Origin of the sequence: Mesorhizobium sp. INR15, assembly GCF_015500075.1 — a bacterium.
Lineage (GTDB): Bacteria > Pseudomonadota > Alphaproteobacteria > Rhizobiales > Rhizobiaceae > Mesorhizobium.
The window spans coordinates 4150640-4168661 of record NZ_CP045496.1; the positions used below are offsets into that span (position 1 = coordinate 4150640).

Genomic DNA, 18022 nt, shown 5'->3' on the forward strand with positions numbered 1-18022 from the left:
CGTGTCCGTGGTTAACCGCAGTTTATCGTCAAAACAGCTCTCAGCCCAGATTAACGACCGCCTGAGCCTTGTGGGCGGCTTCGACCACGGCAAGTGCTGTCATGTTGACGACGCCGCGCGAGGTCACCGACGGCGTCAGGATATGCGCAGGCTTGTCGGTGCCGAGCAGGATCGGCCCGACATGCAGTGCATCCATCATGGTTCTGAGCGCGGTCAGGGTGATGTTGGCGGAATCGAGATTGGGGAAAACCAGAAGGTTGGCTTCGCCCTTCAGCCTCGAATGCGGATAGACGCGCTGGCGAAGATGTTCCGACAGCGCGGAATCGGCGTGCATTTCGCCGTCGCATTCAAGCTCGGGGGCGATGCGCGCCAGGATAGCCGCTGCCTGCCGCATCTTCAGCGCGCTTGGCGAATCGCGTGAGCCGAAATCCGAATGCGAGAGCAGGGCGGCTTTGGGCACTATGCCGAAACGCTGGATTTCCTCGGCGGCCAGCACCGTCATCTCGGCGATCTCCTCGGCCGTCGGGTCGACCGAGACATGGGTGTCGGTGAGGAAGATAATGCCGCGCTGCGAGATCAGCATCGAAAGCGTCGACAGGTCAAAGTCCTTGATGCCGGCACGTGGGCCGATGATGAGCGTCACATTGCGCAGGTGCCGCTCGAAGCGTCCCTCGAGGCCGCAGACCATGGCATCGGCGTCGCCACGCTTCAACGCAAGTGCGGCGATCACCGTATTGTCGGTGCGCACCATGGTGCGCGCGGCTTCTGTCGTCACGCCGCGCCGGCCGGCGAGTTCGATCAAGAGGTCGACATAGTGGCGGTAGCGAGGATCGTCCTCGGGATTGATCAGGCCAAAGTCGACTCCGGGCTTGATGCGCAGGCCGTAGCGCTTCAGCCTGACTTCGATGACATGCGGACGGCCGATGAGGATCGGTTCGGCAATGCCTTCCTCCAGCACCACCTGGGCGGCGCGCAGAACGCGCTCATCCTCGCCATCGGCATAGATGACGCGCTTGGCACTCGATGCCTTGGCGGACGAGAACACCGGCTTCATCACAAGCCCGGAACGGAAGACGAAACGGTTCAGCTTGTCGATATAGGCGGCAAAGTCGGTGATCGGCCTTGTGGCGACACCGGTGTCGCAGGCCGCCTTGGCGACGGCAGGCGCTATGCGCAGGATCAGCCTGGGGTCGAAGGGCGACGGGATCAGGAAGTCGGGGCCGAACATCGGCGTTTCGCCGGAATAGGCACGGGCAGCGACATCGGACGGTTCTTCGCGGGCGAGGGCGGCGATCGCCCGCACCGCTGCCATCTTCATCTCCTCGTTGATGGCACTGGCACCACAGTCAAGCGCGCCACGGAAGATGTAAGGGAAGCATAGGACGTTGTTGACCTGATTGGGGAAATCCGAACGGCCGGTGCAGATCATCGCATCGGGACGCGCTTCGCGGGCGGCTTCCGGCATGATCTCGGGATTGGGGTTGGCCAGCGCCAGGATCAGCGGCTTCGGCGCCATGTGCTGTAGCAGTTCGGGCTTCAGCACGCCTGCGGCCGAAAGGCCGAGGAACACATCCGCGCCAGGGATGACGTCGGCCAGGGTACGGGCGTCCGTGTCCTTCACATACGGGTCTTTCCAGCGGTCCATCTCGTCGATGCGGCCCTTGTAGGCGACGCCGAAACGGTCGGTGACCCAAATGTTCTCGACACGCGCGCCAAGCGAAACCAGCAGGTTGAGACAGGCCAGCGCCGCGGCCCCGGCGCCGGAAGTGACGATCTTGATGTCCGAAATGGCCTTGCCGGCGAATTCCAGGCCGTTGAGCACGGCGGCGGCGACGATGATGGCGGTGCCATGCTGGTCGTCGTGGAAGACCGGGATGCTCATGCGCGCTTTCAGCTGTGCTTCCACCTCAAAGCATTCCGGCGCCTTGATGTCTTCGAGATTGATGCCGCCGAAAGTCGGCTCCAGCGCCGAGATTGTCTCGACCATGCGCTCGATGCCAGGCGCATCGATTTCGATGTCGAAGACATCGATGCCGGCGAATTTCTTGAACAGAACCGCCTTGCCTTCCATCACCGGCTTGGAGGCCAGCGGGCCGATATTGCCGAGGCCGAGCACCGCCGAACCGTTGGAAACCACGCCGACCAGATTGGCACGCGCCGTATAGTCGGCGGCGGTCGCCGGATCGTCGCGGATTTCGAGGCAAGGGGCGGCAACGCCGGGCGAATAGGCAAGCGCCAGATCGCGCTGGTTGCCGAGCGGCTTGGTGGCCTGTATCTCGAGCTTTCCGGGCCTTGGGTGTTTGTGGAAGTAGAGGGCGGCTTCGTCGAGATCCGAACGTGCCGTTTTCTTGTTCTCGCCTTCCATGCGGCCGCTCCCTCGAAACCTGCTGAGAGATTCCTTTTAGCATGTGGCCGGGCTTTTTCACGACGCCAAATGCCGCGCGGCCCGCTTTACGCAAGCGGTCTGGCTAAAATCAAAATATATCAAATACTTATGCGGGTTTCATGTCGGCCGATTCATGCCGGTTCGCAGGTGGCCGATCAGAAAGCACTGACGTAGAGGCCGCCGTCGACCGGGATGTTTTGACCTGTAAGATAGCCGGCGTGGACCGAGCACAGGAAGGCGCAGATCTGGCCGAATTCCTCCGGCGTGCCGAGCCGCTTGGCTGGCACATCGGCGCTGATGCGCGCCTTGCGCGCCACCGCTGCCGCAGGGTCCTCGGTGGTGCCGGCCTCATGCGGGCCACGCAACCTGTCAGTGTCGAGTTTGCCAGGCAGCATGTTGTTGATGGTGACATTACGGTCGATCACCGTGCGGGCGACACCGGCGAGGAACGAGGTGAGGCCGGCGCGCGCGCCGGACGAGAGGTCGAGGCCGGGGATCGGCACATAGACCGACAGCGAGGTGATGTTGACGATCCGGCCGAAGCCGCGCGCCGCCATGCCGTCGATGACAGCCTGAACCAGCTCGACAGGCGTGACCATGTTCTGGGTGACGCCTTCGAGGATCTTTTCGCGATCAAGCGTGCGGAAATCGCGAAGCGGCGGACCGCCATTGTTGTTGACGAGAATATCCGGCTCCGGGCAGGCGGCGAGCAATGCCTTCTGAATTTCCGGCTTCGAGACATCACCGACGACTTCCGTAACCGTCACGCCATAGCGTTCGCGCAATTCGGCGGCGGTTTTCGCGACCAGCTCGGCGTTGCGCCCATTGACGACGATATCGCAGCCGGCCTCAGCCAGCGCCATGGCGCAGCCGCGCCCCAGGCCCTTGCTCGAAGCGCAGACGATGGCTTTCTTTCCGCGAATGCCGAGATCCATGAGATTTTCTCCTGATGAATTGGCGGCAACCTAGTCCTTAGACTGGACCAATCGCAACCGTCATACGGTTGTTGCATGAATCGGGGCATAGCCTGCGCGAAAGCAACGGTGACAAGTCAATGTCTGACGACCAGCCCCGCACTTTCCGCAGCATGTTCATCTCCGACGTCCATTTGGGCTCGAAGGCGGCAAAGGCCGAATTCCTGATCGATTTCCTTAGATATCACGACGCCGATATCATCTATCTCGTCGGTGATATCGTCGATGGCTGGCGCCTGCGGCGCAGCTGGCATTGGCCGCAAAGCCACAATGACGTCGTCCAGAAACTGCTGCGCAAGGCGCGCAAGGGCGCCAACATCACCTACATCGCGGGCAACCACGACGAGTTCGCGCGCCAGTTCCAGGGCGTGCATTTCGGCGGCATTGTCGTTGCCGACCGCGCCATTCATGAGACCGCCGACGGCAGGCGCCTGCTCGTCATCCATGGCGATCAGTTCGACACGGTCGTCCACAATCAGCGCTGGCTGGCCTATCTCGGCGACCACGCCTATGACGCGGCCATGCTGGTCAACCGGGTGGTGACACGGCTTCGCCAGCTGCTTGGCCTGCCGTACTGGTCATTTTCGTCTTGGGCGAAGGTCAAGGTGAAGAAGGCGGTGAACTTCATTGGCTCGTTCCAGACCGTGCTGGCGGAAGAAGCGCGCCGCTCGCATGTCGATGGCGTCATCTGCGGCCATATCCATCACGCCGCCATCGAGAGCTTTGGCGATGTGCAGTACATCAACACCGGCGACTGGGTTGAAAGCTGCACGGCGGTGGTCGAGCATTTTGACGGCTCGATGGAGATACTGACCTGGGCGCATGTCTTGCCGGAAGCACCGGACGAGCCCTTTATCCCGATGCTCATCGCGGATCGGGCCGTCGAAGCGGCGTAATGCCGCTCGCGCAGTCATTAATCGATTAGTCCAAACGGTTTCGCGCCGATTTTCCGCATGTTATGGGATCGGCATGCGCTGCCGCCGCCCGTTGTGCGTAGCGTTATTGGATCGATTCATGTCGCTGCCGCCACTCTCGCCCGAACAGCTCGTCAAGCCGCGTCATTTCGAGCTGCGCATGAGCCTGATCTTCGCGACACTTTTCGTCTCGCTGGGAACGCATCTGCCGTATTTCCCGCTCTGGCTGCAGGCGCAGGGCTTTCATGCCGAGCAGATCGCCGTGATTCTCGCCGCGCCGATGTTCCTGCGCGTGGTGACGACGCCGCTGCTGACCGCGCTGGCCGACAGGGCTAGCGATCGCGCCAATGTCTATGTCGCGCTTGTGGCATCGGCGATGTTCTTGTCGGCCGGCTATTTCCTGACGCCGACCTACGCCACGGTGCTGGCGGTGTCGCTGGCCCTGACCATCGTCTGGACGCCGCATTCGCCGATCGCCGATTCGCTGGCACTGTCCGGCGTGCGCCGCTTCGGTTCGAACTACACCGGCATGCGCAAATGGGGATCGATCTCCTATCTGTTCGCCAATGTCGCCGGCGGCTTCATCCTGTCGGCAACCGGCCCCGGAGCCGTCCCGGTGATCATTTTCGTCGCGCTGGGAGCGGCCCTTGTCGCCGGCTTGCTGGCGCCGCGCCTTGGCCGTCCGCGCCGCGCTTCGCCGCTGTCGGCGACCGACATGCAGCAGGCCGCGCCAAAACTTTTCAACGCCTATTTCCTCTATTTCTCCATCGGCGTTGGCGTCATCACCGCCAGCCACGCCTTTCTCTACGGCTTTGTCTCGATCTACTGGAAGTCGATCGGCATCAGCGATTCGGTTGTCGGCCTGTTGTGGGCATGGGGCGTGGTATCCGAAGTCTGCATGTTCATGATGTTCACGCGCTTCTTCGGATCGTTCTCTGTCGTCTCCATCATGGTGATGGCCGGCATTGGCGCGATCATCCGCTGGATCGCCTTTCCGCTTGTCTGGCCGCTTGGTCTTGGCGTAGCCGGGTTCTTCGGGGTTCAGACGCTGCACGCGATCTCGGTGGCGCTGGTGCTCATTGGCCTGCAGAAGATGATCGGCGAAACCGTCTCGGAAGAGCGCACCGGCGCCGCCCAAGGTATCGCCTATTTCTCCAACGGCTTCTTCATGGCGATCGCGACACTGGCTTCCGGTCCGCTCTATGACCGCTTTGGTGTGGACGGCTTCTTTGCGATGATACCGATCGCCCTGATTGGGCTTGCGCTGGTCGGGATGGCGGCGCGCTCAGCCCCACAGCGCCTCATCAGGCGGTGACACCAGCGAACCCTGGTAGACAAGTCCTGGAATGCGGTCGCGAGCCAGCAGCAGCGGGCCGTCGAGGTCGACGAAGTCGGCTCCCTGGGCCAGCAGCACGGCCGGTGCCATAGCCAGAGATGTGCCAACCATGCAGCCGACCATGATGCCGAAGCCGAGTTCACGGGCCCGGTCTCGCAGCACCAACGCCGCTGTCAGCCCGCCTGATTTGTCGAGCTTGATGTTGACCGCATCGTAGAGGCCGACAAGAGCGGCGAGATTCCCGGCTTCATGCACGCTTTCGTCGGCGCAGATCGGCACAGGATGCGCGATATGGCGCAGGATCGCGTCATGGCCGGCGGGCAGGGGTTGTTCGATCAAGGCGATGCCTTGTTCGGCGGCGAAGGCAAGGTTGGCTACGATGTTCTCGTCCGTCCATCCCTCATTCGCATCAAGGATGAGGCGGCTGTCGGGCGCGGCTCCTCGAACGGCACGAATGCAGGCAATATCGTTGGCGCCGCCGATCTTGACCTTGAGCAACGGTCGGGTGGCGTTGGCGCGAGCCTGCGCCGCCATCGCCTCGGGTTCTCCCAGCGACAGCGTGTAGGCGGTTTCAAGCGCTGAAGGCGAAGCAGCGCCAATTGCGCCTGCGACACGCTTGCCACTGATCTTGGCTTCGAGATCCCACAGGGCGCAGTCGATGGCATTGCGCGCCGCGCCTGCGGGCATTGCTTCTAGCAGTTCAGTCCGGCCCATGCCGCCCGCAATGTGCTTGCGCATGGCCTCGATTGCCGCGTGCACGCCTTCCATGGTTTCGCCGTAGCGCTTGTAGGGCACGCATTCGCCACGCCCGCTGTGGCTGCCTTCGTTGATCATGCAGGTGATCACCTCGGCCTCGGTCTTCGAACCGCGTGAAATGGTGAAGGTCCCGGCGATGGGAAAACGCTCGGCCTCAACCGAAATGACACGCGCCATATTTTTCTGCTCCGGCTATGCGACAAGCGTCGTCGGCAAATCGACAGGTCAAACCTGTCGGGCTAAACAGGACGCCATGTTGACCATCGGCAAACGCGACGCAAGCGGCACGGCCGCCAAGGAGGCTGACCACGAGCCGCGCGTGGCCGTTGGCGAGGAGGGCGAGGTGCTTGGCTGCGCCTTCTCCGGAATCTGGACGACCCGCACCGTGGCGCTGATCGACGCCGAGATGCGCAAGATCGAGAAACGAAACGGTTTCAAGACCTTGGCGCTCGATCTTTCCAACATCGAGAAAATCGACACCGCCGGTGCCTGGCTGGTCGACCGGCTGGTCAGTGCCTTCGAGAAGAAGGGTGTCGAGGTCACGATGCAGGGCCAAAGCGAAGTCGCGTCGATCCTGCTTGGTGCGGTCAGCGAGGCAGTGCGGCGCGAGCCTGAGTCGAGTGACGTAAGGCCGCCTAACATCGTTATTCGGGCGCTGGAGAGCATTGGACGGCGCGTCTATGAGATGCGCGACGATTTCCTCGCTTCGATGAACATCCTCGGCGCCACGATCCGCGGCGCTCAGATGAAGCTCGGCCGTGGTCATGGCGTCAATCCGGCGGCGATCTTCAACCAGATCGACCGCATGGGTGTCGGCGCCATTCCGGTGGTCGTGCTGATGTCGGCCATCGTTGGCGCCATCGTCGCCCAGCAAGGCGCCTACCAGCTCAGCTATTTCGGTGCCGATATCTTCGTCGTCGATCTCGTTGGCGTGCTCATCCTGCGCGAACTTGGCGTGCTGATGACGGCAATCATGATCGCCGGCCGCTCCGGCAGCGCCATCACCGCTGAAATCGGCTCGATGAAAATGCGCGAGGAGGTCGACGCGCTGAAGGTCATCGGGCTCAACCCGATCGGCGTTCTGGTTTTTCCGCGCCTGGTGGCGCTGGTCATTGCTTTGCCTTGCCTCACCATCATCGCCAATTTCGCGGCCCTGGGTGGGGGTATTCTCGCGGCATGGCTCTATTCCGGTATCGCGCCCGCCGCCTTCATCGACAGGCTGCGTGTCGCCATTGACCTCAGCACGATTTTCGCCGGGCTGATCAAGGCGCCGTTCATGGCAATGATCATCGGCACCATCGCCTCGGTCGAAGGCATGAAGGTGGGCGGAAGCGCGGAATCACTGGGAACACATGTAACCGCCTCGGTGGTGAAGTCGATTTTCGTTGTTATCATCCTCGACGGGCTTTTTGCCATCTTCTACGCAGCGATCGAGTTCTGACATGGCGCTGCTCGGCAGGAAAAGGGCGATTTCGATCGTGGATAATGCCAAGGAGGGCGATATCGTGCTGTCCGCGCACGACATCACCGTATCCTTCGCCGACAAGCTCATTCTGGATAAATTGTCGCTCGACATCAGGCGGGGAGAAATCTTGGGTTTTGTCGGCGCCTCGGGCGCCGGCAAGTCAGTTCTGCTGCGCACCATTCTCGGCCTGACCCAAAAGCAATCTGGCACGATCAAGCTGTTTGGCGTCGACGTCGCCAAGGCAAGCGACATGGATCGATTGCGCATCGACATGCGGCTTGGCGTGCTATTCCAGCATGGCGCCTTGTTCTCGGCACTGACAGTGCTGGAGAATGTGCAGGTGCCGATGCGCGAATATCTCGATCTGCCGCGCAAGCTGATGGATGAGCTGGCGATGCTCAAGATCGAGCTGGTTGGGCTGCCGCCGGACGCCGCACGGAAATTCCCGTCCGAACTGTCGGGCGGCATGATCAAGCGCGCCGCGCTGGCACGCGCGCTGGCACTCGACCCGGATATTGTCTTTCTCGACGAGCCGACATCCGGCCTCGACCCGATCAGCGCGGCGGAATTCGACGAACTGGTCGTCAAGTTGCGCGACACGATGGATCTGACCGTCTACATGGTCACGCACGATCTCGACACACTTTTCACCGCCTGCGATCGCGTTGCCGTGCTTGGCAACAAGAAAGTCCTGGTCGAAGGCACCATCGATGACATGCTGAAGAGCGAAGAGCCGTGGGTAAAGTCCTATTTCCGCGGAAAACGGGCACGGCAACTTGATCTTGCCGTGCGCGCATAGCCATAAGTGAAGCAATGGAAACCAGAGCCAACTACGTCATTGTCGGCATCTTCACGCTGGTTGCGATCCTGGCGGCCTTTGCGTTCGTCTATTGGACGGCGGCGATCGGCGACAAGGGCGAGACCACGTTGCTGCGCGTGCGCATTCCGGGTTCGGCCTCGGGTCTTGGACGCGGCAGTTTCGTGCTGTTCAATGGCGTCAAGGTTGGCGACGTGCGCCGCGTCTATATCGACGTCGACAATCCGACAGTCGCGATCGCCGACACCGAAATCGACCGCATGACGCCGATCACCAAGTCGACACAGGCCGATATCGGCCTTGCCGGCCTGACCGGCCAAGCCAATATCGAGCTCAAGGGCGCCGATCCCAAGGAAGTAAAACTCCTCGATCAAGCCGAAAAGGAAGGCCGCGTCGCCGAGATCGTAGCCAATCCATCGGCGGTGACCAACCTGCTGCAGACGGCGCAGAACATCTTTACCCGCGCCGACAAGGTGCTGTCGGAGCTTGAGGGCTTCACCAAGGATGTTCGCGGGCCGCTGACGCAGACCGTCCAGAACGTTCAGACGTTTTCCGATGCCCTGGCCAAGAATTCGGACGGCATCGACAAGTTCCTCGCCAGCGTCAGTTCGCTTTCGGACGAACTGAAGGGTGTTTCGGGCAAGCTCGACGGCACGCTCAAGGCTGCCGAAGGATTGCTCAACGCGGTCGACAAGGACCAGATCAAGAGCATCGTCGCCAATGTCGATACGGTGACCGGAAACCTCAAGGAAACCAGCAAGCAGCTCGACGGCGTGATCAAGAACGTCGATACGGCGGTTGGCTCGGTCAACGATTTCGCCAAGCAGACGCAAGGTACGCTGGCCAAGGTCGACGGTGTTCTCGACGGCATCGATCCGGCGCAGGTCCGCACGGCGCTCGCCAGCATCCAGAGGGCCAGCGAAAACGCAGACAAGGCCGCCGCCGACATCGCCAAGGTGACCGACAAGTTCGCCAGCCGGGCCGATGACATAGACCAGACGATCAAGGACGCGCAGCAGTTGGCGAAGCGCCTCAACGACGCCTCCGTGCGCGTCGATGGCATCCTGGCCAAGGTGGACACGCTGCTTGGCTCGGGCCAGGCCGATGGCGTGATGGCCGACGCCAGGGATACGCTGAAGTCGTTCAAGCAGGTTGCCGACACGCTGAATTCCCGTCTGGGCGTCATTACCGACAATCTGGCGCGCTTTTCTGGCCAGGGCCTTTCGAACGTTGAGGCGCTGGTGCAGGACAGCCGCCGTTCGATCAGCCGCATCGAGGAGGCCGTGACCGATCTCAGCCGCAACCCGCAGCGCATCCTTTCGGGTGGCGAAGGCGAGGTTCGGCAATTCGATGGCAGGGCGCGGCGTTGACTTCGGCCGCCACTCGCCTCAAACATTTAGTGCAAATGCGGATTGTCTTACGATCCGGGGACAACAGGGATCGCTCGTGAAGTCGATCGTGCTCAAGTCGGGCGTGGCATTCCTTGCCTTGGCCCTTGCCAGCTGCGCCGCACTGCCGGGCGGCGGACCCGCTCCGCTCGACACGTTCGAGCTGACGGCCCCGTCGGTTGAGGCGCATGGCCACAGCCGCCGGCAGATCCTGATTGCGCAACCGTCCGCGCTCAAGGCGCTGGACAGCCAGAACATCGTCATCAAGCCGGCGGATCGCTCGATCCAGTACCTCAAGGGTGCGCAATGGGCCGACCGCCTGCCGCTGATCGTGCAGGCGCGGCTGGCCGAGACCTTCCAGCGCTCGGGCAGCTTCGCCGGCGTTGGCAAGCCGGGCGAGGGGTTGGCGATCGACTATCAGGTCATCGTCGAGATCCGGTCCTTCGAGGTACGCGTCGATGGCGGCGACCATGCCGAGGTTGACCTGTTCGTACGTATTCTCAACGACCGCAACGGCGAAGTGCGCGCATCAAAGAGCTTCACGGCCTCAGCACCGGTCTCAGGCAGCGGTAACAAGGCCTATATCGGCGGGCTCGACGCTGCCTTCGGCGATGTGGCAAAGCAGATCGTGCGCTGGACGGATTCGGTGATCTGATTTCCTCAGCGCCCTGATCAGTCAGGCTACAAAGGTCGAGTGAAATGAAAAAGGCGGGAAATTTCCCGCCTTTTTTGCTGCTTTCCTTTTCGATCGGTCAGTGCAGACGGCCGCTGGCATGGGCCAGCATGGTGTAGACCTTGCCGGTATCCGACGTCAGGTAGGTCTGCGCCATGATGTTGTCGCGGTCGTTGCGCGAGACATCCTTGAGCAGCTTTTCGAAGTCGTCGCAGTAGCGGTCGACGGCGCTACGGAACTCAGCCTCAGCCTGATACTTGCGGCGGATCTCGTCGAATGTCTGCTGGCCTTTCAGCGTGTACAGACGCCGCGTGAACACATCGCGTTCACCGCGCCGGTAGCGGTTCCACAGCTCGATCGAAGCGTCATGGTCGATGGCGCGAGCGATATCGACGGACAGCGAGTTCAACGATTCCACGACGTGAAGCGGCGTGCGCTGGGCAGGGGCCGCACGTGGTGCTTCCGCAGGCGCCGCAGGCCGGGCTGCATCCTCCTCACGCGACGCTCCAGTCAGGAGATCGCGCACCCAGCCGCCTTGCGGCGTGCGGGCATTCTGATCCCGCTGGCGCGGCGCTGCCTCGGTGGGACGCTCGAGATCGAGCGTGCCGCGCAATGCGGTGCCGCCCAACGGCGCCTGAGGTGGACGCAGCTCCTGCTGCGGGGCCGGCGCACGACGCGGCGGCTCGGCAGCGCGAGCGGCGGGCGCTTGCGGCGCCGGACGCAGATTGCGAGGCTCGGAGGTATCGCCGCCGCGGCCGGACTTGGCAACGATGTCGGAAAGCTCCTTCAGCGCGTTGATCTGCTCGGAAACGGCGCGGCGGATGGCCGATGTCGATTCCTTTGCCTCTTCCGGCATCTCGATGACGCCCTTCTTGAGCTCGGCACGTGTCAGGTCGAGCTCGCTCTTGATCGAGCCGGCTGTGCGCCGCATCTCTTCGGTCGCATCGGCAAAGCGCTTGGTGGCCGAATCGACGACTTCGGTGATCGCGTTGCGGATCTTGTCCGCCGATTCCAGCGTCTTGCCCTCGGCGTTCTGCAGCGTCTGGCCAACGAGATTTTCGAACGAGCGCATGACCCTTTCGAGATCTTCCGACTTCTTGACCAGGCCGACGGCGAGGTCTTCGAGCGACGACTGCCTTTCGAGCGTGTGTTCGAGGTTGCTCTGGGCCGAGCTCAGCAGATCCGATGCGCTGGCCAGCAGACGGCTGTGCTCATCGAACTTGGTGGCGATCGATGCGACTTCGCGCAAGGTCGACGACGACAGTTCGGTGAGTCTTGTCGTGTTCGAGTCGACCAGACGCGCCGAGCTGGCGAAGGTCTGCGCGGCCTTCTCCGTGGTGGCGGCGAAGCTTTGCGTGCTGCCGCTCAGACGCTCGTCGACCTGGCCGAGGTTGACCGCGGCCTGGTCGATCAACTGACCGAGCTGCGAGCTGGACTTGGTCATGCGGCCGATAAGGTCGGCGACACTTTCCGACAGCGACGAGCGGGCGCCTTCGACTGCCGACAAGGTCTCGGCGGTGCGGCTGGCGAGCGCATTGACGAGCGCTGCGTTCTCGCTGCGCAGCTTCTCCGTGGCGCGTTCGGTGACCTCTTCCATGCTCCTTTGCAGTTCCGAGCCGCCCTGGGCGAAACGCTCGACCAGCGGCCGCGCGGTTTCGTCGAGGATTTTTGACATCTCCGCCGAACGTGCCGCGAGCATCGTGTTGAGCTCGCGGGTGTTGGCGCCGATAGTCTTGGCGGCATCGTTGGTGCTCTGGCCGATATGCTGGCCGACGGCGGTGAAGGTTTCGGCGATCACATTGGCGCGCGAGACGAGTTGTGCCTCCGCGGTGGAGACCTGCTCGTTGAGCCTCTGACCCATCGTCTCCGCCGTGTAGGCGAGGCGGTGCTCGACACTCGCGACCTGCTCTTCGACACGCGCGGCGGCTGCCGCGGCGCTCGAGGCGAGCCTCTCGTCGGCACCGGCAAGCGCCTGCTCGATTTCGCGGGCATGCACGGCCATTTCCTGGCCGGTCCGCCGTGCGCGCTCGGCAACCCTTTGCTCGGTATCAGCGAAGGCGCCAACGATCGTCTCGGCATGTTCGCCGATAGTCGATGTGCTGTTGGAGATGCGCGACACAAGACGCTGGTCGGCGTCGTCGAAGATGCGGCCGATCTCGGACGCACGGCTCGACAGCGCTTCCGAACCTTCGGCGATGCGCGAGACCAATTGCTGGTCGGCGGCGTCGAAGATGCGGCCAAGGTCCGATGCACGGGCGGCAAGCGCCTCGGCGGATTCGCCAATGCGCATGCCAAGCCGCTGGTCGGCACCTTCGAAGTTGCGCAGGATGTCGCCGGCGCGTGCGGCCAGCGACTGTGCCGTTTCGACGGCGCGGGCAACCAGTTTCTGGTCGGCGGCATCAAAGGCGCCGGCAATTTCGCTGGCGCGGGCGGCCAGATGATCGGCGGTGTCCTGAGCACGGGCGGCCAGTTGATCCGTGGTTGCCTGGGCACGCGCGGCCAGCTTCTGGTCCGCCATGTCGAAGGTGCCGGCGATCTCGCCAGCACGGGCAGCCAGCTGATCTGCGGTTTCATGAGCGCGGGCCAGCAGCGTGCTGGAGGTGTCGTCGGCGCGGGCCAGCAAGGCGTTCGAGGTATCTTCGGCACGGGCGTGGAGGCGACGATCGGCCTCCTCGAAGGTGCGGGCGATGTCCTCAGCCCGCGCCAGCAGGGCGGCGGACGTCTGTTCGGCGCGTTCGGCGATCTTGCGGTCGGCATCGCTGAAAGCCGCACCGGCCTGCTCATGCAGCGTGCTGGTGACTTCCATGACCTTCTCGCGCAAGGCGCCGGCGACGAACACCGCGCTCTTCTCAAGCACGCTGCGAACATTGTCGACGCCGGTCGAGAGCGCGCGCTCCATGGTTCCCGCGCGTTCCTCGATGATGCCAGTCTGGCGGCTGAACGCCTGCTCGATCTTGTCAACATCGGCGGCGATTGCCGCCGAGATGTCGGTGCTCCTGGCTGCGATCTGGTCGATGTGGCCGGACAGGGAACGATCGACGTCCTTGCGCGTGTCGGCGAGCTTGACCAGATCGTCTTCCAGCGCACGGGTCAGCATGTTGCGGCCTTCGGCCAGCTTGCCGACATGGCCGGCGATGATGTCGTCGACATCGGTGCGGCTTGCCGAAAGCTTCTGCAGGTCGGCTTCCAGCGCGCGCTTGAGGATGTCGCGGCCTTCGGCCAGCTTCTCGACCTGACCGGCAACCAGCCCGTCGATGCTCGACCGGCTTTCGGCCAGCTTGGCGAGATCGTCCTCGAGCGACTTGGAGAGGCTGGAACGATCCTGGACAAGCCGTTCAGCATGGCTGTTGACCAGGCCGCTGACGCTCTCCAGATCGGCCTCCAGAGCCCGCGCGAACTGTGCGCGGTCGTCGACCAGCCTTTGCGACTGGTCGGCAACGGTGCCCCTGATCGTGTTGAGGTCGGCTTCCAATGCACGCTTCAGGATATCGCGGCCTTCGGCCAGCTTCTCGACCTGACCAGCGACCAGACCGTCGATGCTCGACCGGCTTTCGGCCAGCTTGGCGAGATCGTCCTGCAACGCCTGCGACAAGGACGAACGATCCTGGGCGAGCTTGTCGGTGTGGCTCTGCATAAGGCCGCTGACGCCCCGGAGATCGGCTTCCAGTGCGCCGGAAAGGGCCGAGCGATCCTGGGCAAGCTTATCGGTGTGGCTCTGCATAAGACCGCTGACTCCTCGAAGATCGGCTTCCAGCGCATCGGAGAGGGCAGAGCGGTGTTCGGCAAGCTTATCGGTGTGGCTTTGGACATGGTCGCTGATGCCGGCGAGATCCGCCTGCAGGGCTTGTGCGAACTGCGAACGATCGTCCGTAAGCTTCTGCGAATGATCAGCGATGGTGCCCCTGATCGTACCGAGATCGGCTTCCAGCGCACGCTTGAGGATATCGCGGCCTTCGGCCAGCTTCTCGACCTGACCGGCAACCAGTCCATCGATGCTGGAGCGGCTGTCAGCGAGTTTGGCGAGGTCATCCTCGAGCGCCTTCGACAGGCTTGCACGGTCCTGAACTAGCTTGTTCATGTGGTCGGCGATGACGCTGTTCACATTCTGCAGGTCGGTTTCGAGGACGCGCGAAAGCTGGCCACGGTCTTCCGCCAGCTTTTCCGACTGGCTGGCGATGACGCCCTTGATCGTGTTGAGATCGGATTCCAGCGCACGCTTGAGAATGTCACGGCCCTCGGCCAGCTTCTCGACCTGACCGGCAACTAGCCCGTCGATGCTGGAGCGGCTGTCGGCGAGTTTGGCGAGATCGGCTTCGAGCGTCTGCGAAAGCAGGCCGCGATCCTCGGCCAGTCGTCCGGAATGGCCTTCGAGAAGGCCGCGGATTCCGGACAGATCGCTGTCGAGCGATTGGGAGAGCTGGGTGCGGTCTTCCGCCAGTTTGGCGGAATGCGTCTCGATCAGGCTCTTGATGCCGATAATGTCGTTTTCCAAGGCCTTGGTCAGCACGGCGCGGCCCTCGGCGATCTTCTCGACCTGGCCGGCGACGAGGCCGTCAATGCCGGCGCGGCTGTCGGCAAGCTTGCCGAGATCTGCTTCCAGGGCGCGCGACAGGATGTTGCGGCCCTCGGCGAGCTTTCCAACATGCCCGGCAACCATTTCATCAATGATTGTACGAGCTTGCACGAGCTTTCCAGAGTCTTCGTTAAGTGCCAGGGAAAGCCTGTTGCGGCCTTCTTCCAGCCTTTCGAGATGACCGCCGAGCGATGCGTCGATGGCGGCGCGCGATTCGTTGACCTTGCGCAAATCCTCTTCAAGGGCGCGCGCGATCAGGCTGCGGCCTTCGGCCAGCTTCTGCACCTGATTGGTCACGGCGGCATCGATGCCGGCGCGGCCTTCGGCGAATTTCGCCAGGTCGGTCTGCATCGCGGCAGCCATACGCTCGCGGCTCTCGGAAAGCTTGCGGCTGTGGTTTTCCACGGCCTCTTCGATGCCAACGCGAGCGTCGGCAAGGCGCTGGATGTCCGTGTCGAAGGAGCGGGACACGACGTGACGCGCAGCCTCCATGCGCCCGGCAAAGTCGCTGGCGCGGGCTTCCAGCATGGTCGAAGTAGAGGTGACGATGTCGGCCATGTCGGCGCCGATCTGGGTCTTGCCCTGATCGATCATCGCCGACAGCGTATCCTTGCTTTCGGCAAAGGTGTGGGCGATTTCGCGGGCGCGCTCGACCAGCGTCTCGTTGATCTGGCGGGCGCGGGCTTCGAGTGCCGCGTTGAGCTTCTGCGTGCCGGTGTCCAGCGCCTCGGCGCGGGTCTGGAATTCGCTGATCAGCGCCTGGCCGCGTTCGGCAAGCGTCCGCTCGATGCCATTGAGGCTCGCCTCGAACTCGGAATTGAGGGTGCGCGCGGCGCCGCCGAGCAAGGAGACCATGCCGGTGGTGCGGTCGTCGAGCAGGTCGGTCAGCGACCGCGTCAGGCCGTCGGTGGTATCCGTAAGTTTGGCGATGCGGGTGTCCAGCAGGCTGGCGAAGGCTTCACCCGAGGTCGACAACCGGTCGGTGATCGTATCCAGGCGGCCTTCGACCGAATCGAAGATCGACATCGAGCTTTCGTTGATCCGGTCGATCAATGTGTCGCCAGAATTGGTGATCGTCATCGACAGTTTGGTCGATGCGTTGAGGATGCTGTCGCGAATGATGTCGCTGGCAGCGCCGATCTCGTCCTTCAGCGTCTCATGTGCGCCGGTGATCGAGGCGCGGACGCGCTCGGCGTGGGTCACAACCGCCTCGCGCTCGCTACCGAGACCATCAACGAGCGAGCGGATGCGGGATTCATTTTCCGAATAGGAGCGCTCGATCTGGTTCACTTCGCTGTGGACCAGCGTCTCCAGCTCGACGGCGCGCGCAAGCGTGCGCTCGATGCCTTCGCCCATGGCCGCCACTTCGCGGCGAACGGCCTGGCCGATCATCATCACGCGGTCCTGGGCGAGGTTTTCCGGCTCGGTCAGGCGGAAAGCCACTTCGGTCATCGACTGCGCGGCAATGCGCATCTCCTGGGCGCGGCGGATCATCGCCGCGAAGGCCCAGAACAGGATGATGGGCACAAGTGCCGCGATGGCCAGGCCGATCAGTTCGGGACGGGCAAGAAACTGGTCGAGGGTGCGAATTCTCCAGATGCTTGGTCCGAAAAGAAGGTTGGCCAAGCCGCCCGCACCAGCGAACCAGGCGAGCGAAACGAAGGCGACGACCCAATAGATCGTGTTCGAGGCGCGCCGGTTGAGGCCGTGCAGAAGCGTCTTGTAGTCTTTCTGGCGTTCATCATTTGCTGGCGTGAATCCGGCAGGCTGTGCGCTGCGCGTTTCAACAGGGCGCAATTCGGCGGGCTTTGCCTTCGCCGCGGGTTTTGCAGGCTGGCTCTGGTTGATATTGCTTGGATTGATATTGATGGGGCCTTGATTGAAGATCGGCGCCGGCTTCTGGCCGCGGCCTTCGCGCGCCAGTTCATCAGCTGCCTGGGATATCTGTGCTTCCAGATCTTCCATCGAGGCCGCGATATCGAGGTCGCCGTTTCCGGCATCGCTCAGGTCGAGATCGAGCGCCTTTTCGAGTTCCCTTGCCACGTCGCTGTCAAGAGTTCTCGTCGTCGTTGGTTTCTTCGCCATGCCTTCGCTACCCTGTACTAGCTGCCGAGGGACTTATGATTCTCGTTGTCTTATCCCACGCAGGAGGCTGAAAATGGACCCTCGTATCGTAATGACACACAGGGGTAAAGAAAACCTGCATTCCGCGAGATACGTAAAACTTTAAATATAAGGTTAACAAAACCGTGAGTCCGACGCCGCTTTCGCAACATTTTTCCCCGCCATTCATTAACTCGTTATGTACGGGAATAGCCTAGGTTTTCAGGCTATCGAACAGCGGAGTTATGGATTCATGCGTGGCGAAAGCGGCATTGCCTTCTCGATGCCCGGGGGCGACGTGTCGGGAACGAGGCGTTCGCGGCCGGTCGATCTGGTGCATCTGGCACGCCAGACAATGGGGGACCGGGATCTCGAACGCGAGGTGCTGGCGCTTTTTGTCCAGCAGGCGCTGTCGGTGCGGGACCGGATTGCGGATGCCGACATCAAGGAGAGGCTGCTTCTGGCGCACGGGCTGAAGGGCTCGGCGCGGGGTGTCGGCGCCTTCGCGGTGGCCGATTGCGCCACCGACATCGAGCACAAGCCGGATGACACCCACACCCTCAAACGGCTTGGCACGCTGATCAACGAAGTGCGTGATTTCATCGCCGCCATCAACCGCTAGGAACGTTTTGCGGAA

Annotated in this window: 11 protein-coding genes; 7 read left to right on the forward strand and 4 right to left on the reverse strand. The window is 62.6% G+C overall.

The genetic code is table 11. The features are described from left to right. Positions 1-40 precede the first annotated feature (40 nt). Together GA829_RS20165 and GA829_RS20170 are read right to left on the reverse strand one after the other, a co-directional pair. Positions 41-2365 (reverse strand): NADP-dependent malic enzyme, encoded by a 2325-nt coding sequence (locus GA829_RS20165; protein ID WP_195174439.1) that lies wholly within the window; start codon positions 2363-2365, stop codon positions 41-43. Positions 2366-2541: 176 nt separating this feature from the next. Next, positions 2542-3321, reverse strand: coding sequence for an SDR family oxidoreductase (locus GA829_RS20170; RefSeq protein WP_195174440.1), 780 nt, complete (start codon positions 3319-3321; stop codon positions 2542-2544). A gap of 152 nt (positions 3322-3473) precedes the next feature. Between GA829_RS20170 and GA829_RS20175 the strand changes: the two genes are divergently transcribed. Together GA829_RS20175 and GA829_RS20180 are read left to right on the forward strand one after the other, a co-directional pair. After that, complete coding sequence (locus GA829_RS20175) at positions 3474-4256, forward strand: UDP-2,3-diacylglucosamine diphosphatase (RefSeq protein WP_195179742.1); 783 nt, start codon at positions 3474-3476, stop codon at positions 4254-4256. Positions 4257-4374: 118 nt separating this feature from the next. Continuing rightward, positions 4375-5589, forward strand: a complete 1215-nt coding sequence (locus GA829_RS20180; protein ID WP_195174441.1) for an MFS transporter — start codon at positions 4375-4377, stop codon at positions 5587-5589. Here GA829_RS20180 and dgcA read toward each other — a convergent pair. Next, positions 5560-6543 carry an N-acetyl-D-Glu racemase DgcA gene (dgcA, locus tag GA829_RS20185; protein WP_195174442.1) on the reverse strand — a complete coding sequence of 328 codons (984 nt, stop codon included), beginning with the start codon at positions 6541-6543 and terminating at the stop codon, positions 5560-5562. The two genes, GA829_RS20180 and dgcA, sit on opposite strands and share 30 nt — an antisense overlap. Before the next feature lie 76 nt (positions 6544-6619). Here dgcA and GA829_RS20190 point away from each other — a divergent pair, with 76 nt between their 5' ends. From GA829_RS20190 to GA829_RS20205, 4 genes are all read left to right on the forward strand, one after another. Further along, positions 6620-7807: an MlaE family ABC transporter permease gene (locus GA829_RS20190; RefSeq protein WP_195174443.1), complete on the forward strand. Its 1188-nt coding sequence runs from the start codon at positions 6620-6622 to the stop codon at positions 7805-7807. A gap of 1 nt (position 7808) precedes the next feature. Next, positions 7809-8630: an ABC transporter ATP-binding protein gene (locus GA829_RS20195; protein WP_195174444.1), complete on the forward strand. Its 822-nt coding sequence runs from the start codon at positions 7809-7811 to the stop codon at positions 8628-8630. 14 nt (positions 8631-8644) lie between these two features. Then, on the forward strand, positions 8645-10018 hold the full coding sequence (locus tag GA829_RS20200; protein ID WP_195174445.1) for an MlaD family protein: 1374 nt from the start codon (positions 8645-8647) through the stop codon (positions 10016-10018). A gap of 76 nt (positions 10019-10094) precedes the next feature. Next, the gene (locus GA829_RS20205) at positions 10095-10691 is read left to right on the forward strand and encodes an ABC-type transport auxiliary lipoprotein family protein (RefSeq protein WP_195174446.1); all 597 of its coding nucleotides are present in this window, start codon (positions 10095-10097) and stop codon (positions 10689-10691) included. A gap of 97 nt (positions 10692-10788) precedes the next feature. Here the strand turns inward: GA829_RS20205 and GA829_RS20210 are convergent, their stop codons facing one another. Further along, complete coding sequence (locus GA829_RS20210) at positions 10789-17367, reverse strand: apolipoprotein A-IV repeat region-like domain-containing protein (protein ID WP_195174447.1); 6579 nt, start codon at positions 17365-17367, stop codon at positions 10789-10791. Between the two features lie 271 nt (positions 17368-17638). Here GA829_RS20210 and GA829_RS20215 point away from each other — a divergent pair, with 271 nt between their 5' ends. Then, a complete protein-coding gene (locus tag GA829_RS20215; protein WP_195174448.1) occupies positions 17639-18007 on the forward strand; it encodes an Hpt domain-containing protein in 369 nt (122 codons plus the stop codon). Positions 18008-18022: the final 15 nt, after the last annotated feature.

What these genes read in the sequence shown, in the direction of transcription:
- GA829_RS20165 (WP_195174439.1), bottom strand. Translation starts at nt 2,365, where the DNA reads ATGGAAGGCGAGAACAAGAAAACGGCACGTTCGGATCTCGACGAAGCC.
- GA829_RS20210 (WP_195174447.1), bottom strand. Translation starts at nt 17,367, where the DNA reads ATGGCGAAGAAACCAACGACGACGAGAACTCTTGACAGCGACGTGGCA.
- GA829_RS20215 (WP_195174448.1), top strand. Translation starts at nt 17,639, where the DNA reads ATGCGTGGCGAAAGCGGCATTGCCTTCTCGATGCCCGGGGGCGACGTG.
- GA829_RS20195 (WP_195174444.1), top strand. Translation starts at nt 7,809, where the DNA reads ATGGCGCTGCTCGGCAGGAAAAGGGCGATTTCGATCGTGGATAATGCC.
- GA829_RS20190 (WP_195174443.1), top strand. Translation starts at nt 6,620, where the DNA reads ATGTTGACCATCGGCAAACGCGACGCAAGCGGCACGGCCGCCAAGGAG.
- dgcA (WP_195174442.1), bottom strand. Translation starts at nt 6,543, where the DNA reads ATGGCGCGTGTCATTTCGGTTGAGGCCGAGCGTTTTCCCATCGCCGGG.
- GA829_RS20180 (WP_195174441.1), top strand. Translation starts at nt 4,375, where the DNA reads ATGTCGCTGCCGCCACTCTCGCCCGAACAGCTCGTCAAGCCGCGTCAT.
- GA829_RS20175 (WP_195179742.1), top strand. Translation starts at nt 3,474, where the DNA reads ATGTTCATCTCCGACGTCCATTTGGGCTCGAAGGCGGCAAAGGCCGAA.
- GA829_RS20200 (WP_195174445.1), top strand. Translation starts at nt 8,645, where the DNA reads ATGGAAACCAGAGCCAACTACGTCATTGTCGGCATCTTCACGCTGGTT.
- GA829_RS20170 (WP_195174440.1), bottom strand. Translation starts at nt 3,321, where the DNA reads ATGGATCTCGGCATTCGCGGAAAGAAAGCCATCGTCTGCGCTTCGAGC.